This is a genomic window from Pseudoalteromonas luteoviolacea CPMOR-1 (assembly GCF_001625685.1).
Classification (GTDB): Bacteria; Pseudomonadota; Gammaproteobacteria; order Enterobacterales; family Alteromonadaceae; genus Pseudoalteromonas; species Pseudoalteromonas luteoviolacea_K.
The window spans coordinates 125,963-150,215 of record NZ_AUYC01000046.1; the positions used below are offsets into that span (position 1 = coordinate 125,963).

13 protein-coding genes are annotated in these 24,253 nt (G+C 39.3%); 6 read left to right on the top strand and 7 right to left on the bottom strand.

What is annotated here, in order from left to right:
* Positions 1–350 precede the first annotated feature (350 nt).
* A complete protein-coding gene (locus tag N473_RS19345) occupies positions 351–2,309 on the top strand; it encodes a methyl-accepting chemotaxis protein (RefSeq protein WP_155735669.1) in 1,959 nt (652 codons plus the stop codon).
* A 168-nt stretch (positions 2,310–2,477) separates the two neighbouring features.
* On the opposite strand, the gene N473_RS19350 is transcribed toward N473_RS19345, so the two are convergent.
* The 4 genes from N473_RS19350 to N473_RS19365 form a co-directional block, all read right to left on the bottom strand.
* Positions 2,478–3,071, bottom strand: coding sequence for a pentapeptide repeat-containing protein (locus N473_RS19350; protein ID WP_063369337.1), 594 nt, complete (start codon positions 3,069–3,071; stop codon positions 2,478–2,480).
* A gap of 262 nt (positions 3,072–3,333) precedes the next feature.
* Positions 3,334–4,944 (bottom strand): alkaline phosphatase, encoded by a 1,611-nt coding sequence (locus tag N473_RS19355; RefSeq protein ID WP_063369338.1) that lies wholly within the window; start codon positions 4,942–4,944, stop codon positions 3,334–3,336.
* A gap of 22 nt (positions 4,945–4,966) precedes the next feature.
* Positions 4,967–6,022, bottom strand: coding sequence for an alkaline phosphatase D family protein (locus N473_RS19360; RefSeq protein ID WP_063369339.1), 1,056 nt, complete (start codon positions 6,020–6,022; stop codon positions 4,967–4,969).
* Between the two features lie 361 nt (positions 6,023–6,383).
* Positions 6,384–8,735 carry a TonB-dependent receptor domain-containing protein gene (locus tag N473_RS19365; protein ID WP_063369340.1) on the bottom strand — a complete coding sequence of 784 codons (2,352 nt, stop codon included), beginning with the start codon at positions 8,733–8,735 and terminating at the stop codon, positions 6,384–6,386.
* A gap of 208 nt (positions 8,736–8,943) precedes the next feature.
* On the opposite strand from N473_RS19365, the gene N473_RS19370 reads away from it, so the two are divergent.
* Together N473_RS19370 and N473_RS19375 are read left to right on the top strand one after the other, a co-directional pair.
* A complete protein-coding gene (locus N473_RS19370) occupies positions 8,944–9,657 on the top strand; it encodes a UTRA domain-containing protein (protein WP_063369341.1) in 714 nt (237 codons plus the stop codon).
* Positions 9,658–9,769: 112 nt separating this feature from the next.
* A complete protein-coding gene (locus N473_RS19375; RefSeq protein ID WP_063369342.1) occupies positions 9,770–11,077 on the top strand; it encodes a DUF5690 family protein in 1,308 nt (435 codons plus the stop codon).
* 64 nt (positions 11,078–11,141) lie between these two features.
* On the opposite strand, the gene N473_RS19380 is transcribed toward N473_RS19375, so the two are convergent.
* Complete coding sequence (locus N473_RS19380; protein ID WP_063369343.1) at positions 11,142–12,185, bottom strand: fibrinogen-like YCDxxxxGGGW domain-containing protein; 1,044 nt, start codon at positions 12,183–12,185, stop codon at positions 11,142–11,144.
* A gap of 487 nt (positions 12,186–12,672) precedes the next feature.
* On the opposite strand from N473_RS19380, the gene N473_RS19385 reads away from it, so the two are divergent.
* Entirely contained in the window at positions 12,673–13,446 is a 774-nt protein-coding gene (locus N473_RS19385; protein ID WP_063369344.1) for a hypothetical protein, read from the top strand.
* Positions 13,447–13,995: 549 nt separating this feature from the next.
* Entirely contained in the window at positions 13,996–14,547 is a 552-nt protein-coding gene (locus N473_RS19390; RefSeq protein ID WP_063369345.1) for a hypothetical protein, read from the top strand.
* 77 nt (positions 14,548–14,624) lie between these two features.
* Here the strand turns inward: N473_RS19390 and def are convergent, their stop codons facing one another.
* The gene (gene def / locus N473_RS19395; protein WP_063369346.1) at positions 14,625–15,173 is read right to left on the bottom strand and encodes a peptide deformylase; all 549 of its coding nucleotides are present in this window, start codon (positions 15,171–15,173) and stop codon (positions 14,625–14,627) included.
* Positions 15,174–15,701: 528 nt separating this feature from the next.
* Here def and N473_RS26545 point away from each other — a divergent pair.
* Complete coding sequence (locus N473_RS26545; protein ID WP_196766434.1) at positions 15,702–15,842, top strand: hypothetical protein; 141 nt, start codon at positions 15,702–15,704, stop codon at positions 15,840–15,842.
* Positions 15,843–16,251: 409 nt separating this feature from the next.
* On the opposite strand, the gene N473_RS19400 is transcribed toward N473_RS26545, so the two are convergent.
* A complete protein-coding gene (locus N473_RS19400; RefSeq protein WP_063369347.1) occupies positions 16,252–23,658 on the bottom strand; it encodes a PKD domain-containing protein in 7,407 nt (2,468 codons plus the stop codon).
* Between the last annotated feature and the right edge of the window lie 595 nt (positions 23,659–24,253).

Here is a 24,253-nt window from a genome sequence, read left to right on the forward strand (position 1 = left end):
AGATAGATCAAAATTTAATCTGAAATCAACATCAAATTAACCCAACATCCATTTACTCGTGATTTTTTAGGCAGCTTAATTGCAGTATTCCTCGATATTTTAAAATAAACCGTTCCAAAGAATACGTATAAAATACACTCAATCATGACGAAAAAAATCGTTCCAATTTTAATCAAAATTTTAAACTGAAATTTAAGAAAACCACTAGATGAAATAATTTATATAATCATTTATCGTAATGAAATACTTGATTATTAAGTCTATAATTGCACTAAATACACCAATTAGATGGTTCCAATTTGAAGCTTTACCAAAAACTATACCTATCATTTGCTTCTGTCGTAAGTTTAATGTTCATCAGCAGTGTCATTATATGGACTACATCTCAAACTCTCACTGATACCCAAACCGAAATAGAAACAGATGATGTGCCCGGTGTTATTTACTACATGCAGTTAAATACAACACTGGCGGAAATCGAGACTAACTTGTTGAGCTATCTTGCAGGTGAAGAAAGTAGTAAACACGAATTTCACAAAGCACATGAACGATTTCATGTAGTACTGTCTGACCTAAAACCTCTTGAGTCTGCGACAATCAGTGATAGAGACAAAATGCAAAAAATTGCGGATTTATCTCAAGCTATTAAAAGCCAAGTAAACACGCATGTATTCAATGTATTTAAACCGTCAATGCAAAAATCAGCATTTTCGATGGTCGACCAGTTAGAAAATCAACAGGCGGCTCAATTATCAAGACTGCTCAACCGACTGAAACAAGAAGAGTTTGATGACGCAATGAGATCTGGTGATCTTCAAGAAACTTTGGCTGATGATTTACCTGGGGTAAAACTCTACTTTGATCTCTTTAATACTCAGGCAATGATGATCGCATCTTTGACTGAATACGTTACAGGAGAGCTGGATGAAAAGGCTTCGTTTGAACAGGCATCCATTCAGTTTAAAAACCACTTAAACGCATTACGACCGCTTGAGAAAAGAAACCAAGAAATCCGTGATTTGGCAGAAGTTGAACAGTTGTTTAAAGCTATATACAAAGATGCCCAATCTGTCTTTGAACAATATGATCCAAGCGCTTCAGAACAGGCACAACAGATAGTTAGACAGCTTAGGGGCACCCACTTTAAAGAACTTAAAACCATCTTAAATCGCTCTACTGACGAAGAAAAGAGCGATAGCTTAAGCGCGTTAACCACCCTATCCGAAGGTATGTCATTTATGGGCAACGTCATTGTTATCGCTACATTCATTGCAGCACTGCTAAGTATGTTGATTGCGTACAAACTAAGCAACTCAATTAATCAAAGGCTTAACACGCTCTTGACCGTATCCAAGCGCACCGCTGATGGAGACATTTCTACGCCTAAACTTGAGCCTAAAGGAAAAGACGAAATTGATGAGTTAGCACACGCGTCTAACGATATGACAAGTTCTTTAAACAACTTAATCTCACAAATAGGACAGCTAGCTGGCTTGGTGAATGTGGCATCTGAAGAAATTGCGCGTTCAAACGACAGTATTTCAACACGCAGTCAAGCGAGCTCAGAGCAGTCAACATTAATTGCTACAGCGATAGAAGAAATGAGTACCAGTATCGCAGATGTCGCAAGGCAAAGCCAAGATGCCAATACACAAGCCAGTCAGGCAAAAGAACTTGCATTACGAGGCGGAAAAGTTGTCGATCAGACTATTTCGGAAATTGATGATGCCTCACAGGCGGTGCAAAAAACCTCTGAACAAGTTATCAACCTAGGTGAACTGGGTGCACAAATTGAAGAAGTTATGGGTGTTATCAGTAGTATTGCTGAACAAACCAACCTACTTGCACTCAATGCAGCTATTGAAGCAGCGCGAGCTGGTGAGCAAGGCCGAGGGTTCTCTGTCGTTGCAGATGAAGTACGAACACTCGCTGAGCGCACATCGCAGGCAACGAATCAAATTGTTGAGACAGTGCAAACAATCCAGCAAAAGACAACACACGCTGTGAATGCCATGCAAAGTAGTGTGGATAAAGTGTCAGGGTGTATGCATTCAGCGCAACAAGCAGGCAACTCACTATATGCAATTGTAGACAGCGCAACGAGTATTGCGGACATGGTTCAATCTATTGCAACAGCGACAGAAGAACAGTCTGTCGTTTCGAGAGAAATGGCACTAGAGGTTGTAAAAATAGAGGAAAGTAGTAAATCTACGTATGATGATACCCAATTAGCTTCTGTTGAAGCGAATAAACTCGCTGAGCAGGCGCACGCTTTATCGAGCTCTATTGGTCAGTTTAAAGTGCGATAGCCTTAATACCACCATTCCAAAAAACTGCGGTATTTTTTTACCGCAGTTATACCTTTTCATAAAAAATAAAAGTGACCTCAACCTGGTCGGCCCGCATGTTCCAAACTGGCCTTACTCCACTGTGGCGCTAATTGATGAGGCCTTGATTTGGCCGTTGACCAAAAAAAATTATACCAGTTCAACTTCTAGACAATTGAGCAACCGAGTCGCTTCAAAACGGTCAAATTTAGCTTTATTGATTGTATTGCTAAATATATCGATATCGAAGCCAGTGGCATTTGAAAAGTCTGCGGCAGACAAATTAGTGCTAGAAAACATCGATCCGGCAAACTCACTGTCTTTAAAGCTTGCTCTTGCAAAATCTCCATCTCTGAAATCTACGCCTCGCACGACACAGCGCTCTATGACAAAGCCTTGTAACTGTAAGCCATAGAAAGAACTGTCGTTTAACATGCAATCGTAAAACTGAATTGGCGCGCTGAGCATTAATCTCGGCCAAGCCGCTTTAGTCCAATCAATGCCAATTGCTTTAGAATCACGAAAGATCACGTCGGAAAACTGGCTATAGTGCATCTTAACAAGGCTTAAATTGCACTTAATAAACTCACAATCAATAAATTTACAGCTGCGAAAACTCGTTTCTGACAAGTTGCAGCCTATAAAAGTACAGCCTTCAAACTCTTTGGATATGAATTCGTCTGTAGAGAAATCTTCACCTTCAAATGTCTTTGACCAGAATTCACTGTGTTCATGTATACTCAATTTACTTCCTTTTTAATTTGCTCAGCTCATGTGTGGGTATTTTAACTTCAAAAGTTAAATTTTGTCCTACAAAAGAAAAATAGATTTTTGCTAAAGGTTTCCCTCAATGATTAAAGCGCATTACAGATCAGGAAACCTGCCCGCTCGCAATGAATCACACGAGATGAATACTGTCAGCTAAACTTTCATAGCCCCAACATTTATTGGGGCCAATTAATCTCTCTTTCGTTAAATGATTATCCAAAAAAAAGTCTGACCTTATTTATTGCCCAGTGAAAAATTGCTGCATTTTCTTGCCAAGCTCAACATGAGTATGAAGCCCACTGAACGGCTCAATGGCATGAGACGGGCCTAAAACGAAAACACCTACCGGTGTATGCGTGTGCGTTCCGGTCGACCACACAATATTTTGTTTAGCAGAAAGCGCTCTACCGATCAGATTTAATGGACGCTCATTGAGATAAACATAAAAAGGGGAAAAATCATTTATCTTACCAGCAGTTTTAACGCCTAAGCTTTTATGCCCTCGTTTGAAAAACGCATTTTTCTGCTCCGCTAAAATAGCTTTAGCATCTGTGTTATCTATTTTGAATTCACTGTTTTGGTTGACCGTTTGCACTAACAGTTCTGCATCAGGGTGAACTTTACCTGCCTTAGCAGTTTTCCACATCGCAGCATAGCTTCGCTTTTGCAAATAAAGCTTATCTAATAACGCTAGTTCCCCAAAATTATAGTTTGGCTTATATACATCGCGATTTAAATTATTGAGCTGCTCAGCTTGCGGTAAGTTCACTCCACTATAACTAAAGCCAAATCCACCCGTTTCATGGTCAGCGGTTACAATCACGACGGTGTCATCTCTGTCTTTAGCCCAATGCAAAACCGCTTCAACAGCACTATCGAACTTTAGCATCTCATGTAATAAGGTACCTGCATCATTGTTATGACCGGCCCAATCAATTTGGCCGCCTTCTACCATTAAAAAGAACCCTTGTGGATTTTTTGACAGCTTATTGATGGCCACTTCCGTCATGTCACGTAAACTAGGCTGCCCTAAATAGCGCTTATGAGTCGCTTCAATGCCATCTACCATCGCACTATTAGCAAACAAGCCCAATAGACGGTCGCTTTGTGCCTCTTTAAGTTGGCTTTGATTAAACACTAATTCATAACCCTGGTTTTCGGCTTGTTGCAAAATGTTTTTACTATCTCGTCGTTTTGACTTTAATGATAAGTCACTGGCTGCCAGCTTGGCCTCAAAAGCGGTGGGTTTCACCGGCAACATATAAGCTTTGGGTATAAAATGACGTAGTCCGCCAGATAACAGGACGTCGACTGAATCACTTAGTACCATTTGCTCTGCGATGGCATTTTCTAAAGAGCGGTGAATTTGATGTGACGCAAAAGCCGCTGGTGTTGCATGCGTCAATCGTGTATCAGAAACTAACCCCGTCGATTTACCGAGTGCTTTTGCTTGTTGCAAAATAGTCGGCACTTTGTCTCCCGCACGATTTAGCCCTATCATCTCACTCCCCGATGCCACGCCTGTCGCCAATTGGGTTGCCGAACACGCAGAATCGACCACCAATTTATCAGCTGGACCATGCAGAGATAACCCTGTCACGCCTAGATTGGCAAGTTTAGCGATAGCGCTTCTTTGACCTTGATAAACTGACTGCGGAGCGCGAGTCGCATATTCTTCCAGCAAACCGACTTGCTGTGGGCCCATGCCATCCCCGATCAATAAGATAACGTTTTTGATTTGTGGCAATGTTATCGTTTCATCGTACCCGTTGTTTTCAATCAGTTTGCATCCACAAAGGCTCAAAGGCAAAACAACAAACAACGTTAATAATTTTTTAAATCCTGACATCTTTTAGGTTCCCATTCACCAGCTATTTAAATTGCAGCGAAGAAAGCGGCATGCTTTGCAGGTGCGTGATATCGCCTTGAATATCTTTTAGCCCAAATTGAATATGTGGGTCAGCTTGCTGCCAATTAATTTCTATAAATCCATAATTAACTTGCGCTGTGTACGCGCCAACTCGGTGGCGATTAGGACTCACGTCTTTCCACTTTTGTGTCAAACCTGAGCTCGTGATCTCCCAAAGCGGATAACCATGCTCAGTATCGTATCTAGATAACTCTCCCCAATGCGTGTCACCACTGATCATTATGACACCGCCAATTTTATGCTTTTTAATAAAGTCGAATAATCGTTGCCGATCAGCTGGAAAATTTGCCCAGCTTTCCCACCCTGTGAAATCTGGAATGAGCTGTAAGCTTGAAGCGATTATCTTAACCTTTGCTGGCTTTAAAAGTTCTTTCTCAAGCCACTTCCACTGTGCTTCACCTAACATGGAGACCTTGTGATCAACAGGTCTATAAGGTCCTTTATTGTTAAAAAAACTGCCAACCCAGTAGCTTAAATGACCAATTGAATTAAGTTCAGGTCTATTCCAACGTAAATCAGGCAGGATCACTTGCACACTTTGATGCTGCTCGCCAAACATATAAGCAGTATAAATGCCGGACGGTCGAGTCCACCTTGGACTATTTTCCGGCTCTTGCCAAAAATCCAGCATGATCTGACGAGACTGCTCTTTGAATGGGTACTCTTTGCCTGCGTCATTCTCTCCGTAATCATGATCGTCCCAAATAGCGATGGTCGGTGTAGTTGAGCGCAGTGTTCTAAACCCCTCTTTATTTCCCAGCTTTTGATACTTGGCGGCTAATTCAGTCATATTTTCAGTGTCGCCATATACATTATCGCCAAGGAACACGAACAGGTCCGATTGCTCTGTGTTAATGGCATCAAAAATCGGAATATCTTTATCTTGGTGACTGCAAGAACCAAATAAAATTTTATCAATGGATCCCGTCGCTTGAGCATTGGCCGCTAAACAACCCAAGACAAATAGAGTAAATAATAGTGAGCGTTTGAAATTCATGAGTTAATGACCTCAAATTAGCACTACCTAGCAGTGATACACGTCATTAGAATAAATCGTACAGACGCAAGTCAGATTTAGCTTTAAGCAAAAAAGCTCCCACGCTGAGTAGGTAGTTACTTGTATTAAGTTGATTTCTAAAATGTGTTTTTCATTGCTTAAAAAGAGCTAAGTAGCCAGGGGGAAGGAAAGTACTTAGCTCTTGTGCGGCATAGTGTTTTAGAACAGGTTGTGCAGTAATATCCATGCTTACGCGGTAAACACAACTCCAGCACCTATCAACAACTATCAATGTCCTTTCTTACCGCAGTAATGGGCAAAAGAGATGACGAATGTGTTTTATCATCCGTCACCAATAAGGTTAAAAACGTGTTTGGAAATTAATAGCGGCAGTGCGTGGTGCACCAATCCAACCGCCCCAACCGCCTGCAACACTACCAATATAACTTTCATCAAATAGGTTGTTCACTGTTAAGCGGATTGAGGCACCTTTTAGCGCGCCAACTTCTTCTAAATCTACAGCAACATACAAATCGCTTACCGCATAAGCATCAATACGTTGAGTATTATCTGCATCCATCCAACGCTCACCAATCCACTTAGTAGATAGACCTGCTGAATAAATATCTGATTGCCAATCAAGTGACAATACCGCCATGTCTTCTACAGAACCAAATACAGTGTTACCGGCTTTGATATCTACAGTGCCATCTGTGTACTCTGAGTCATTACTGGTATATGACATATACACAGACAGAGATTGCGTTGGATAATATGTTAGTGACGCTTCAACACCTGATGATTCGATACCACCTGTATTGATGTACTGGCCGCTGGTACCAACCAGATAATCGTTACCAGATGCAGATTCAGGTGCGACAAATGTCAAACGGTTCTGAAAGTCAATGCTATACAGGGTGATGCTGGCATCGAAATCGCTATTATCATAGCGGATACCAAAGTCCATGTTTTCAGCCGTTTCTGGTTCGATGTTACCAAGGGCTGATGCATCAGCTTCTAGTACTTGGTCTTTAATTGCCGCAAAGTTTTCAGCGTAACCGGCAAATACTTCTAAGCCTTCAACTGGCGTATACCAAACAGCACCCGCAGATAGCAATGTATCTGAATCAGAATTAACTGACTTATTGGTATTTGTGAATTTGTCGTGGCTATCTAAATCAACTAAGTACTTTTTCACGCCTGCACGTAATGTTACCGTATCCATCTCAATTGAGTCTTCAAGGTATAACATGGTTGTTTCTACTGGGTATGTACGATCGTACTGTATCCAATATGGGTTGTGGTCAAAGTCAAAGCTGCTTTTTGAGTCTATGATTTTGTGCCAATCACGGTACTCTGAGCGCTCGTAATCTTCATACCAGATCCCCCCACGCAAGATGTTGTTGTAGTCGCCAATCTTGGTCTCCCAAGTAAGATCTGCATTGATGCCAAAACGCTCTTTTTCATAGTGGCTGTTACGGTATGAACCCACTGGGCGTGCGCTCGCTTCATAACAATTTGGATCATATTCAGCGTCAGCACCACCATAAGGGAAAGTAATTGAGCTTTCACAGCCATTCAATGGTTGAAGTGATTTACCATCTGCATCAACAAAATAAATCTTACCTAGAGAGCTTCCGCCTTGATACGTTGTACCAGACACGAGCTCAGAATGGCCATTAGCGCCATCATGATTCACATCTACAATATAAGGTGGTACCCAGTCACCACGACCTTGGTTTTTATGAAAATACGCATTTGCGGTGACTTCTACTTCGCCAAACATAGTATCCACTTCGATGTAACCAAATAAGTTTTCACGCAGTGTTGACCAACCACGACGATACACCTGATCAATATAAGGAACACCTGTCCACTCACCAGTTAAACCATCTGATTCTGGATTTTGTTTGAAGCTTTCCAAAGAAACACGCTGATAGTTATCTTCATGGACGTCGTCATAAGAAAGATACGCAGTGATCTCCAAGTCACTGTCCATACCTTTTACAAACTTAGCAGCAAAGTGGTCACGTGTATTTTCTGCTGTGCCAGTGATCCAGTCGCTATTGCTTGAATTTGAATAACTCAACCAACCAAAGGTATCATCCATGACTTCGCCAGTTTCAATGCGCATATAGTATTTTTGAGCATCGAAGTTTGCCAATGACACACTTGCAACAATCCCCTGCTCTGTACTTGGGTCTATTGTCGTAAAGTTTAACGTACCACCAAGTGCTTCGTTAGAACGAGAACCGATATCTGCCGTACCTTGAGACACTTCAACCGCCATTAGGTTTTCAGTATCGATATAACGGTTTGCCTTAGCACCTCCACCATAGTTTGAATTACCGTTTGAGATACCATCAATAGTAATACCAACTTGTTGCTCATCTAGGCTTAATTGGAAACCCCGAATTGACACTGTTGTTGACCAATCGTCAGAACCAAATGTATCACCCTCGTTGATAAGCACACCAGGTAAATTGTCGATCATCGCCATCGCACTGGTCATGGATGACTGTTGCTTAAACATTTCTTCAGAAGTTGCGTTATTCGCGTAAGAAACACTTTTACCAACAACCATAATCTCTTCGATTTGCTGGTCCGCTTTTGCTTGGTCATCTTCTGCAAAAGTCGGTGCCGATAAAGCGGCTGCAACCGCCATTGCCAGCATGGATATTTTTGTAGAGCCTGTAGAGTATAAAGTTTTCATTATAATTCCCGAAAGTGATTGGTACATACCAAAATTACGAACGGGGCAAATCTTAGTTCTGTATCATTACAGGGACTTTACAGAAATATGTAAGTTTAAAAACAATTGGTATGGACCAAAATTTATTAAGATGAGTTTCTATTTTGTTAAGTATGTTGTAATGTGATAACAATTAAGTCATCAACACACAGCAAAGAATAAGTCATCTATGAGCGACACCAGTTTTGCCTACGCCCAAGTAAGACAGGCTATTAGCCAACAAATTGTTGAACAAAAATTGACTGGCAGTTTGCCGTCAGAGCGAGAGTTATGTGCAAAATATGATGTTGCTCGTTCTACATTAAGGCAAGCACTCGGCCAACTTGAAAATATGGGATTAATCTACAGAAAGAACCGAAGTGGATGGTATGTTTGCCCTCGTAAACTAAAGTATGACCCTATGCAGCATACTTCTTTTTTACAATACACAACAGCTCAGGGCTTTCAACCAAGCACAAAGTTAGTAGAACAAAAGAAGCAAAAACCATGTAAAGAAATAGCCAGCGCACTCGCATTAGATGGACGAACAAGCTTGACAAGCATATTGCGTGTACGCTCAGTAGATGGTCGCGCAGTTGTGGTAGAGGAACTCAATTTTAGTAATAAGCACTTACCTAATATTGATAAACATGATTTATCTTTATCCATTAGTGTGCTGCTGAAGAACACGTATCACCATCACAATGTATTGTACGATATTTCCGTAGAGTCATGCTGTTTGTTTAACCCCATTGCGCAGTACTTAAATACCTATGACGGTGCTTTAGGGCTCAAAGTAACTCGAATCGTAAGAGATTTGGATGGCACCGCCTTCGAGTTTGACCGAGAATATTGGCGTCATGACGCTTTGATGATCGAGAACAAAGCCAAGTTACACTTTTAGCAATAATAGCGTTGTAAAAAATTTGAAATATCGCCCAATTAAACTTTACATAAATTCAGATAAGCTTAACTTTGGTCCGTACCAAAGTTAAGCGTTCCAATATGAGTGTCAAATGTATTACAAATTGGGCAAACAGATCCAAAATCAACTGAATGCCAATACTTTCTTTTTCTGCTTATACGCCATTGTTGCAGCATGCAGCACTTATGCATTTATGTACGGGTTTCGAAAGCCGATAGCGGTCGGTCTATATCAGGACACAGCTTGGTTAGGTCTATCTTTAAAAACGCTCTATTTAACGGCACAAATTTTAGGTTATGCACTCTCAAAATTCATCGGAATTAAAGTTATCTCGGAACTTCAAAGTCATGGCCGTGCCAAAGCCACTCTCGCTTTGGTTCTGTTTGCTTGGTTTGCCCTTTTTGGGTTTGCTGTTTGTCCAGCGCCGTGGAGTGCAGCATTTATGCTATTTAATGGCCTGCCATTGGGTATGGTCTGGGGAATCGTATTCAGTTACCTAGAAGGTCGCCGAGTAACCGAAATACTCGCCGCAGGCCTTTGCACTAGCTTTATACTTGCTTCAGGCATAGTAAAAACAGTAGCCAGTATTTTGTTGATAGATTACCACGTGAGTGAAATTTGGATGCCGTTTGTTACAGCCTCTTTATTTTTACCTTTTTTATGTGTTTCAGTTTGGATGCTAGATCAACTGCCGCCGCCTAATCAGGATGATATTGATCAGCGCTGCAAACGCGTGCCAATGAATAAGACTAGTCGTAAAGAACTACTCAAATTATTAGGTTTAGGTATCACCATGCTCATTTTTGGCTATATACTGCTAACGATTTTACGTGATTTGCGTGATAGCTTTGCTGCTGATGTTTGGCAAGCAACAGGACTAAGTGGCGCACCAGCTTTGTTCACGCTCACAGAGCTGCCAATCGCACTGGTTGTTTTAGTCATCATTGCGCTTCTGAAGCTAGTAAAAAATAATCATACCGCAATGATAATTAACCATATATTGATATGCCTAGGTTTTGTTATCACACTGATAAGCTCGCTGGCCTACGAGCACAATAAGATCGACCCAATCATTTGGATGATCTTTAATGGCATCGGCTTATATTTAGCCTATGTGCCTTTCACCACCTCATTATTCGAGCGGCTTATAGCAACATTTAATCGCCCTGCCAATGTTGGTTTTTTAACCTATCTGGCAGACTCATTTGGTTATTTAGGCACGGTGGGCGTTATGGTTTATCAGAGCGTAAATCACCATACAATTGACTGGAATATTTTTTTACGGGAATTGAGCTATTTTACGGGCATTGTTGGCTCTATATTGACGCTCCTCTCACTCAGCTTTTTTCTGTATAAAGAGCAACAAAGTGATAATAATCAGGATAAGGCAATTGCTTAGCGTTAGTTAAAATGCGCAGTAGTATATTTTATTCTGATACTGCGCATTGAGAATATGAGCTGTATTATCTAACCCATAGCAGTCCCCATCGGGTACCATTTGCATGCGCATTATAGCTACAACGTGCGCTACCTTGAGCGGTAGGCAAATATAAACCATGTCCTAACCAACATGCGTGGTGGCTCGTATGCACATCACGCTGCCAGCCAATCACATTCATGTTATTGCGATCAGGATTAATCAAACAGTTTGTGTACGTCGTGCCATTTGCTACATATCTTGTACGACAATCAGGTAACGGCGTTGTTGCTTGCTTTTCTTGTTGATCTTTATAGCCCCATGTATAACGGATCATATCTAGCTCAGCTTCGTTTAAAGAAGATTGATACGCAGTACTTTTACAACCAGCAAAATCACATGCAACTTGCTCTCTGATATCTCTAAATGCACTGAGTGAACCTTGATATAATCCCGTCGCTGGGTCTATTGCCGTTACACCAGGCAAAGGATTGTATTCACTAATACGCTCTTTCCCACCTGGCTCAGTTCTCGCGTACGTACCTATTAACGTCCACCCGCCTTCATCGGTATCCATGTCACAATAGGCGTCAAAGCTATCATGTACCCCTTCACCATCAGGATCAATTGAATAAACGCCTGAGGCAGCCTCTGGATTTTCACTGAGAATTTGTGCACAACTTACCGGAGCCTTAACAACGTTTACTTTTGGTCCCAATGTAAAGTCGCCCGAGTCGTTATTTGGGCCATACCAAGTACCTTGGTAACCTTCTTGCGAGCTACCCTGTCCAAGATAATAAAAACGTCTACCATCTTTAGAGATAGTAAATTGGACACGTTGAACAGTGCCAGATCCCAATTCAAATGTATTTGGGTGTTCGAACTCACCTTGAATAAGCGTAGACTCAGCTGCTACCAGATCTGTCGCACTGAATTTGTTGGCCAAAATCGTCATTTCTAACTTTTGGACATGCGCGTTAGAGGACTCAAGCACCCCATTTAAGTTTGTATCTGAAAATAACTCCCACTGCGCACTTGCAGACGCACCACAGGTTATACTCGCCAATAATATAGCCGTTATTTTATTCATATTTTTCATCCTTATATTTTCACACCCATGATGACATAATAAATTCCATTTAGAATAATAATTTACCATCAAAAATAATTAAAAAAACTTTACTGAACGTTAATAAATCACAAACAAAAAACAAAGCCAAATATAAACAGTTGTTTATAAATGAAAATTTGATGTAGACATAATTCAGAGTAACAGATCGCATTCTTAAAATAGTGATTCACTTCCCATAAATTAAGTGTTCTCGATACCAATAATTAACCTAGCATAGCACTGCTTTACTAAGATCTTTGAGCTTAATGAATATCATTAAACACTGATTGAAGTTAAAAGAAAACATATTTGTAACACTTGTAACTTTTCTTTATTTTAGAATTATTAGAGCGTCTACTATGTATCTTGTAGTCGTTTGTAAGTGCAATTCAACCTAAATAATTCACTTGCACTTGCAAGGACGATTAACACTCATAAATTACTGTAAAACTAACAAGGAAATACGATGAATTTACGTAAATTATCAATTGCTGCAGCGCTTCTAGGCAGTGTGATGACAGCCCAAGCACAAACAGTTACCTTTCAACTTGCAGCGACAAACGATGCTGGTGAACCCTCTAATCCAACATCAGCACCAGGCCAAAAAGCCTATTCTTTCGATATTGAAATGGCCTATGAATACGGCACCACAAAAAAATGCCGTATTAACTACAGCGAAAATAGCTGTGTATTAGAGGGAGTCAACAACGGAAATCATCTAGTAAGATACAAGTGGAATGGCCTTTTTGCTGGAAAGATGAGCCAAATGATCGCAGGTTGGATGAACGTAAACCTCTACTCTCCTGCTAATGTTTTAATTCCATCCAGCAACGTACATTTCTACATGGTAGATAACAAGCCTTATGATGGCTCTGTACAGATTTATGGCCGCACATCTTTTGAAGCAATGATGTACGGGTACGGGAGCTTGCAAACCACTCAAAACTCAAACAACCTGGGCAACCATATCGCTACAATGGAGCGCTGGGATATGCAAAATGGTAAGAAGTTCCCAATGTTAGCTGGATGTATGAGCTTAGCTTTATTACCTAAAACGACCAATACCATCAAGCGCGTTACATACCCTCAACCAACCCTAGATACAGGCCCACAAACCACGCTATTGTGTGTACCTGGTAATGACACTGATACTTACGTCGGTATTGACGCTGAGAAGTTAAGAGTGACAAACATTTCTTCTGTAAAACCGGCTGAGTTAGCGGCCACCAGTGCCAAATAACACACCTAAGTAATTCAAAAAAGCGCATTATAAATGCGCTTTCACTACTCAATGCCCTCAAATGATTAAGGGTGTTGAAATACGCCTGTAAATTTTTCCCGAGTTCACCTACGTCATTACAGTACTATAACCACATTGTGTCACAGACCTTTCTCGGCAAATACGTGGCAGATATGCCCGAAGCTTGAGATAATGCTGATGTTGTTAAACAGCTAATCATGATTACAATTAACCTAGTTCATCTATTTGCTTATGTGTCAGATTAATTTTCTCTCTAGGAATAAATTTTAATTTACCATCCAAAGACGATTAAGCCTTAGCACCTTAAAAAAATAAATCAGCGTAACTGATAAAGACAGTGAAAGCGTATATTCAATATAACAAACTGAGGTACTAGCTCGCATTTGATACAGGAAGCCTGATACAGGTTAATTATGATTAAGCCTTATAAAGTGTAATAAATGCTACAATAGTATTTGGCAAGCTAAAGGAAATAGCTTAGTGTTATTATGCTTTTAAATAAATCAATAAGTATATAAAAGGGAAATTATGAAAACTTCAATCGCTCTACTCATTGGATTAAGTGGCGGATTTAGTGTGAGTGCTTCAGCACAGTCTATTTCATACAACGCAACAGAATGTAGTCAAAGATATGTAAACGCAGGTCAAGAAACGCTTAAATATCGACACTTCTCAAATTCTAGCATTGAAAACACCACCAATAGAGACATACACGTATATTGTCCAATCAACTTAGATCAGAGTCGAACTCTTGATTCAGTGCATGCGTATTTTAATCTTGCAAGTAAACATCAGTTTTCAGATGCATCTTGTACCCTTGAAATTAGAGGAATGGCAAACCCTAGTGTAAAACTGTCCACAACCGGTGGGGTTTTCGAACTCACATCTCGGCTGACAATGAGGCCTTCAGATGAATATGATGCCAATTTACAGTCCTATCAATCTACGTATCATAGCTTTGGTTCAGATGTCACAGCGTACATCAATTGTAAACTGCCTAGAGTGTCTGATGAGGCATTGGCTGGCTCTTATGGATTTACCAGAATGATGGGATATGTTGTAAATTACCAGCCCCAATAATCGATAAGATCTCTTTGTAGAGCACTAACAAAAATTACAAAATGGCTAATGCGTTCTTGTTGTGCTCTGCTTTTCAGTTACAGCTTTGTTGCATAGTGCTGATACCAATAACTTTCACTTACCAAATCTTGATTAGAATCTAGCCTGTCGACAAACGTCAAACCATTCAGATGATCCAGCTCATGCTGGAAAATCCGTGCGATAAAACCTTCATATACTGCTGTTTTCAATGTACCAAGCTGATCAGTGTACCTAACCGTAATTTCTCTATGCCTGGGCACGAATCCTCGCATACTTGGCACACTCAAACATCCCTCCCAGTCTTTTTCTAATTCTGCACTGAAACCAGTAATTTCTGGGTTAATAATTGCAGTCGGTGCCATTAGAGGTGCATTTGGATATCGAGCATTGGGCTTTGAACACATGATGAAAATTCGTAAGCTTTGATATATCTGTGGTGCAGCAATACCCACACCACCAGCTTGTTCCACTGTCGCCATCATTTCTTTAATTAATGTTTGGCAATCTGGAGAGAGGATACTTTCGACCTCTTGTGCTCGTGTCTTCAAAATAGGGTGGCCTAATTGAGCAATTTTACAATCATGAGTAGTGCTTTTTGGCTGCATGAAATACCTAACAAATGCACATTGATACATAGGCACTTACGCTATCAGATGTCAGAGCCGTCGCAAAGAAAAATTATCAGTTTGGATAGCACTATATACAACGGACAATCGCATACAGGTTACTAATGCTAATTTTTTATTCACCAAGAGATAAAAAATCCTTTTTTTAACACTAAATCCACACTTTCACGAACACGAAAAGCCCAGCAAAGTTGACTATTCGACAAGGTGAGACGAGTAAATAATCAAAGTTTCAATATTTTCTAAATGTTCTGCACTTTCTAATTTAGTTTGACAAACTTATCTTAGATCAATATATTGTATTCGCGAGTGAGCGGTGATTAGGACTATGTTTGCTTTCAATAGTTAAGCTAAATGGTCTTGAAATTATCAAAGCCTTAAATACGGTGAAAAATTATCTGTTACTTTCGGTGTAAGTAGATGCATATAGTAAGTAACACATTGTTTTTTATATCAAATAATTTGGAACATCGCTCTTCTTATTAATAGATAACGTGGAGTATAGTGATGGAACATTGGTCTGACTTTTTTCCTTATATTTTTATGGGGGTTAAAGTGATTGCATTGGGTATAGCAGGCTTTTTTGCCGTTAAGTGGCATTTCGATCAGGACAGAAAACTGAAAGAGAAGCAATCTAAAGAAAGCTAAGGAATGCGCTTTCGCTAGTAAGTATTAATATATTTTTGTGTGCTCTTTAGTTTTTAACAGTGTTTTCTTACACTAACCGTAGACAGTAAGAGCACAAGAAACTGTTGTTTCCACAGTTTTAATAGTGGATTTTCCAAACACCTTTTTCTGATACTGCGTATTGAAATTCACTTAAATTGATAACTTTCCTCTGTTCGGTTAAGGCTCTGTAATCTACACAGAACGGTCTATCTGACAACCAAAGTTTTCTTCCTTTAATACATTCTCCAAGATTTTGCGTCTCGCTTAAGCTGGTAGTAAAAGAAAGGTTTTTGCATGCCCTTAACACAATAAATGAGCTTCAATAAAAGTATTAAAGCTCATTTATAATTTAATATTAAGGCTAAGAACCTATATGGGTTCTAATGAATTAATTATCTATTAATCTAGGATAATATCTTACACCAAGTTTCAACCTCAATAATTCATCTACTTGTGTGTTCTTGACGTGAATGTAGCCTAAATAACCACCATTATCTAATCCAGTTATGTCATTGAGCGTATTATTACGGAAATACATTCTGGATAGACTCAGACCTTCGGTTAAATAAAAGCTTGTCATGGGTACACTGTCAGCAAAAAACTCTGTTAGCGTATTTGGAATATCGAAATCAGCAATTTGTGTATTTGAAATATTCAATTTTTTTAACCCTGAAACTTTAGAGAGATCCAGAGTTTCTAACCCAGTATTTGACACATCAATATCATAATACCCACCACCTAACAAAGACAGCTCCTTTAACGGGTTATCATTAACCTTCAATGAAAAATACACATAATTGAAGTCTGGAAATTCTAAGGCTTCTAACGCATTATTTGATAAATCAAGACTCATCGATATCTGCCCTAGCTTTTCGAAATTATCAATAGAATTGTTTGCTAAGTTAAGATAACCGATATCAGTCGAATTGTTAATTTCAAAGTATGTCAACGAGTTGTTGGATAAATCGATACTGTTAAACGTACCAGACAAAGCAATTTCTTCAATTTGATTGTTTATTAAATTTATCTCAGCATCTCTGTTACTGCTATTAATAGAGACTAGTCTTAATTGATTATTCGCAACACTCAAACTTTCTGGGCTGTCTAAAACCTGTAAAGTAGACAGCTTATTACCGTCTAAATTAAAAGTAGATTTAGTCAGCCCTGTTGGAATTGTTAACCGTTCAAGGGCATTGTCTTCCAGCTCAATCTTTAAACCGGAATAAGCATTAGGTTCAGAGTCAGGCAAAATAATACTTCGAATACTGCCAGTATTGGCCTTTAAGGATCTGAATTCACTTTGAAATGAAAGATCCAAGCTCAAAAACATGTTGTTTTCAGCATTTAGGTATTGCAAAGCTGGCAAAAATTCAGTGTTCAATTCTAATAGCTGTGTTCCACTGATATTCAGCACAGAAACCGCTGATGGCTCATCTACACGTAATGAGGTTAGAGGCGAGTTTTTAATATCTAACTCTTTCAATGCATTAGCACCTGTAATATCTAACTGCTGAAGCTGGGTATCACCCAAGTAAATTTTCTCAAGGTGGGTGAAATTAGCTAACGAAAACAACTTAAGCGGTGTATTGTTTAGAAACACCGTTTTTATACGATGCTCAGGCGTAACACCAGTGATTGAGCTCACTTCAGAAGAACTTGCTTCAATATACTCCAAGGACTTATTGTCAGTTAAGTCTAAGCTAGTAATATCTGAATTCCAGATTACAAGTTTCTTAAGACCGGTTAACCCAGATAAGTCTATTTCAGTAATATTTGAGGATTTTAAGTCTACCTTTTTAAGGGTTTCTGTTTTAGGTAATTTAACAGAGCCTGGTGGCAACTCATTCAAGGTTAAGTTTTCTAAACGATTCAGTCTTGATAGGTCAATATCAATGGGTTCATCATCAGCACTTGTCCCTTTTAGCTCTATTTGAAGATAATTGAGATTTTCTAACGCTGCAAGATTATCAGCGGCAGCCTGATTTATCTTAAGCTCATAATAATCGTACGACGTTAGGAAAAACTGCTCCATTGACACCAACTTTTGAATTCCATCTAAGCTTGTTTCAACATTTTCAAAAATACAGCCAAAAATAGTTTCATACTCGATGTATTCACTGCGACCGCCTTTATCAATACAAGTTTTTAAAGCCGGGTCAGTGATCCCCAATCGGTCGGCATTAGATGCAGGCTTAGGGCTAGCCGAAATTGTAAATGTACACGCTTTCGTTATCGGGCCTGACTCAAATATTACTTTATCCCACAACACCTGACTAGGTTTAACTATTCCACAACCAGAAAATGAACTTGCATAATATGTATCGGTCTCCCGTCTATGTATAGTAATAGACAATTTATCCCCATACTCAATAAAACCAGATTCAGCATTGTGTGTGACACTCAATCTATAGGGTTCCTCTACGCTCACTTTCACTTTTGTAGCAGGTAAATGGTACATAAGACGTACGTAATCACTTTGTGCACAACTACCTGACGATAAGCGACACAATCTAATTCCCTGATAGTCTGCTTCAACTAGTCGATATTCAAATATTTCATCGCCATAAGTAAATTGAAAAGTCGAGCCGACTGACGATATCAATCGAGGTTCATTTGTATCTATCTGGACAAAGTATTGACCTGATTCTGTAACTGAAAAACGCCAAGTAATAATGTTTCCATTACTGTTTTGGTAATATTTAGTATTATTTAGATAATGAGTCTTAAGCCCTTCAGAAAGCGGTCCTGTTTCAAGTTTATAAACGAATAATCTATCCGCTTCTTCATCGACACCGTATTTACGTAAAAATGCCCTTGTGCCATCAAATGCAATGATGTCATAACTTGCAATCAGCACAGTTTCACAATCAGAATCATTAATCGTGCATCTGTGGTCGTAATCATTTAGCTCTTTATTATAAGTAGCCGAAATACGCAATCGACTGCCATTGAGCTCGGCATATGCAGCACCATTTGTTTGACCATTTCGTACATTGCTGATCTGTGCAGTATATGCATAGAGTAAGAAGTTGTTATCGTTGGGACGAGTTTCACTATGCCATGCCCCGGTTAATTCAGCCAGACTGAAGGTTTTATCCTCGATATTTATGAAGGACCATACTCCTTGTTTAACCCATGGTATAACTGCATCATCACCAAGATCTGTCATATCAGATACAAAAGTAAATACACCGTGCCCCGACTTAATTAGTTGCCAATATGCAAGTTTCTGAGCATCATCTCTTAGAACTAACTCATTATCTTCGTTTATCCACCATTCAATCTGCACAGTAGACAGATAATCATTGTCTAAATACGTTAAAAGTGAACCCGAGCCATCTATCGACAATGATAATTTGTAACCTCTATCGGATACATCTTGATTTAAATACCAATTACCAACTAGCTCTTGTGCTGTTACGGGTAATACTTCTATGTCAGAAGCAAATTCAAAGGACGTACAAAACTCAGCTTCCGTTGACACATTGTTTTGTGTGTTCGCACCGTAAAAGCAAAGTGTCTTTTCATTAGGATCCGAGTCAAGTTTCAACCTATCTGTATAAATTACATCTCCGTGGACACGAACTTTTACTCGGCTAGCTAACTGAAATTCATACTCTGTCGGAGACAAGCTATGTTTTGAGAATGTTGTATTGGCATCTAAGCCATAAAATATCCCATCGTGATCAGTCTCAAATTCAAACTGCCAACTGTTCATCAGTTCGTTAGACGAAATTTCAATTAAAGAGAATACTTTGTGTTCAAAAAACGGCGGAGCATCTGGTGTAAAGTTCACTGTGATGTCGCAGCTTTCCGTCGGCTTGGTAACAACATAAAGTATTTCATCTGTAACATGATCACTCAGCCATCCATCACACCCTGATATGCCATTAAATGAGCCTTCGGCTAACTCTTCAATATGAACATTAAAGCTTTCGCCATAATAGAAGGTATCTGTTGACGTGGTGACTTTACCATCCCCCAACGTCTTGATATTAATATCAAGTCGAGGCTTTTCAAATTTGAAATCTAATTTTGTTCCTTCATCACAAGAACTATTTTCCTCAAAATGACAAAGCACAAGACCATTATTTGAGTTGCCAGAAATACCTAAATAAGTTATCCCCCCTGTAACATCATGGGTTAATTTAATGACATCATTCTCAATCGATGCTTGATATTTCTCTCCCAAAAAGGAAAGTGTATTGGAGCAGTTATAGTCAGGGTCCTGCCTTGGTGGACATGAAAGTTCACTATGTAACTTAGTAACAGTACCATCATTATCCGAGTATAACGCAGATTGAATATTGAAAATCTCTGTCAGTTGGTTTTGCTCAAAAAAAGATTCATCAAATCTATCAATGGTCAAAGACTCATTTTTCAACTTATAAAAATGAATGTGGTTGTCAGTCTTTCCAAAAAAGTTTTCACTTCCTGTAGTAATTGAAACAGCGATAACATCATCAATTTGTGATACTAATTCAATATCATAGCGTTTATTAATTCTGCAACCAGTTAACTCTGTATTACAATAATGGACTGACTCACCATTAAGTATATAATCGAATCGTCTTAGAGTACCTTCCTCGTTTATGACTCGTGCACCAGCAAACCAGCTAAAATCAAAGCTATTTTCATCTACTTTAAGCTCATAGTTGTGGTATTTACTGTGTTCCCTTTCCCACTTCGTCTGGTAATTAATATCACTGAAGTCAATATCTTGATGCTTGATCATAAAGCCATCTTTATAATAAACACCGCGCTTTGAATATACTGCTACTCTATATCCAAAGTTGAACTTATTTAGAATTCGCAACACGTATTGATCACTATGTAAACCAATATGCCCTTGATAATAACTCCAATAGCTATTGCCAATTGCCTCATCCCCCTTAAGCGGTACCAGACTAAAGCCTGGCGTAAATTTGTACTTCGTCACATAAGGTAAACCAGTATTAAACGTAAAAGACCACGTACCTAAAATATCCTCTTCTGTTAGCTCAATTAAGTTTTTACCTGATTGCATTTGCACAGCCGTGGTGTACTTACCTGATGGCATTTCCTCCAAGCCCGTGATCAAATCAAATTCTATTAGTGCGTTATATGACCATCCATTATATTCATGGGTCGTCATAGTGAGACCAGAAACAAAAAAACCAGATTCGTATTTGAGCTTGTTACTTTTCACGTAAAAGCCTTTTTCCAGCTCAATTCTGATTTTATTTCCTTCTTTGGTGTAATCAAATGAGCTCCTAGATAAGTCATTAACAATCGCGCCAACCTTTCTTCCAGGTGCAAATACTAACCTAAAGCCTAATTCATCAAGATTGTGGCTATCAAATACGATATATTCTCCATCATCAACAAAATCATCATTATGAACTACATCACTGTCATTAAGGACCTCTTGGGTGATCTGCTCAAATAATTCTGGCTGGTTTTGTTGTAAAAGGGCTACCTGTTCTTCAACCACATCAGGGGTAAGCGCAAGGTCTAGAGTAGAACTAAACCCATCGGGCAACTCGAAACCATAATCTATCACTGCTTTTAATAACGTCGAGAGCATCAGCTGGCTTTGAAATGAGATCTGACTTCTAGCCTCTAATAGCTCTTGATCATTTGTATAAGTCGGACTCACCTGTGCGAGCACTGCATATTCAGCAGTCGTCATGTTCGTAATGTTAATATCGAACAGCTCATCGGAGGTTAGCAATTTATCGTCACCAGCGGCATTAACTAAAGAACCTATCGAGCCCAACTGAGATACTAGAGAAACTGAGCTTTGCGAACCAACACCATTTGCATAGAGCTTTACTAGCTGAGTTTCCATCATATCGATTAAGCCAACAGACAAAATATAATCTCCATTTTCGTCAGCCGTAGTACGATACCAATTCTCGCCAATCTGCATAGACACATTTGCATTCGCTATGGGTCCATCTGTAACTTTACCAGCAATCAGTAACTCTTGTTCAATATTCTCAATTGTAACCATTGCGGAAGCATTTGCTTGTGCACCTTGATTATCAGTCACGGTATAAGTAAACACTACGTCTAAAGGTTCTGCCAGATCAGGACTCAATACAGAAATACTATCCGTATTCTGCCCTTCGATTGTTAATTCAATTGGTGAGTTATGCGTCCATAAATGGGTGATAATTTCTCCGTCGTCATCCGTAGCAAGACCTTTCAATGAAAATTGTAGTTTTTCGATTGCTTTGCGGGGAGCTTGCACTTGAACATTAGGTATTGTGTTCTCCAGCGCTTCCAGCTCAATAACCCGCTGCGTAGTGTAACTACCACCATCATTATCTTTAACCGTTAAGAAAACTGTCACTTGGTGGTTTTGTGTAATGTCGAGCGATTCAAGCGTGTATGATTCATCGGCACCAGAAGTAACCAATACTACATCTGAATCGTATGACCATATAAAAGCCTCAATTGTGCCATCAACATCAGAAGCTTGGGCAGTTAAGGTCACTGAAGATTGCTCCAAAAACTTTGCAGGGCCTACAATTTCTGCGGTTGGTAATATATTGGGTATTGGTAAGACGGTTATATCTATACTGGCTCGGGAAGCTGCGCCTTGATTATCTATAACCGATACAGCGAAGTTTACAGTTTGAACAGCAGCAACATTACCAATATCAACGACCAATTGCGCTGATGTTTCTCCAGCTAAAACAACCTCAAAGTCAGCATTATGTGACCATGTGTAAGAAGCAATTTGTCCATCCAAGTCTTTAGCATCGGCCCGAAGTACTATCGTTGTCCCCTCTACGGCCTGCTCATTACCCAGAATAGATACAATAGGAGACAAGTTCGCTTTTGCTAGCAACGTTATTTCATGATCGGCGCTCACTATGGTGCCGTCATTAAATTCTATGTTCACAGTGAAAGTAACGCTGTCGCCATTGATTATATCTGGTACTGATACATTGAGTTCACTGTCAGTCACGCCATTGAGCACCAAGCCAACGTCAGAATCATGTGCCCATTTGACTCCAGAAACATTGTGTAAATTATTATAATCAGCAACTGACAATGTAAATGTTGTTTGTTCTTGCGCCGTCGTAACACCATTAATTGCGATACTAGGCACTTGAGCCTGTAACGCTTTGACAATCACTGCATGAGTTACAGAATATATTTGACCTTTGTAATCAACCTTAGCAGTAAAATGAAGCGTTTCATCTCTGTCTATATCAGGTGTTTTCACTACTAAAGATGTATTATTCGTCCCTACTAACTCGAGAGCCAGTGAAGAGTCAGTACTCCAAGCAATAGATGTGATTTCGTCAATATTGCTGATACCGGTAACGGAGAGCGTAAAAGTAGATTGCTCATTAGCATGACTAACACCTGCAATCGCAATACGGAAAGGATCCGCTTTGATTATAAGCTGTTTAGTTGCGATGGCTTCTTTGCCTAAGTTATCTGTTACTTTTAAGCTAACATTGAAAGTAATATCAGCATCAAGAGGCTCGCTCACTATAGTTAGGTTAGGAGTCTCTTCACCACTGAGTGTGAGCGGTAGGCTATTATCAACACTCCAATGGTAGCTTTCAATACTGCCATCTGTGTCAATTGCTATCCCATTTAAGGTAATAGGTTGTTGTGAATAAACCTCAGATGCCGCTTCAATACTGACAGTAGGTGGTAAGTTTGTGGTCGGCGCATCTCTGCCTTCATCCCCACTGGAATCATTGTGATTGTCCGAACCGCCACAAGCAACCAAACCTAACATCACTATTGTTAGGAAAAACCTTTTTATTACGTTAATTTGTTCCATCATAATCAATTGACAACTCCATGTAATTGGTCAACTTTTAAAAACACATTTAGTATATATTATAAGATTAATAAATCAAAAATGTATGCGAACACATAATTTGACTCAGCGGAAACCACATAATTAGAGAAGTTAATTTTACCTATAAAATACAAAAACTTAAAAGTTAAAAATTAAATAATTCATTAAATAATAAATCTTGTAAAGTGATAAATAAAAGCGAAACAAGCAGAAAAATTAACATATTAAATGACCAATTAAAGTGAATAATAAGCCGATTTTAATCAATGTATAAAATATTATAATTATAGTGAATGCAGATAAACAGTAGTATAGCTAAAGCATCAGATGCTTTAGCTATACTACGACTATAAGTGAAGCAATCTGATAAGCTTTAGTAAAGAATTAGAGTGTAAGTGTATCAGTGCGAATGAAGTGTGGGTCCTTTGTCTACTCTTTGACTTCCACTAAACCACTCCTAACTCGGCTTAATAGAAGCCTTTGATAAAGTATAAGATTTAGATAGAACTTCTACCTTCCATTTTCACATCGATGCAAGCTAAAAGTGGCATTTGAATCGCATCGCCGCGAATTATTC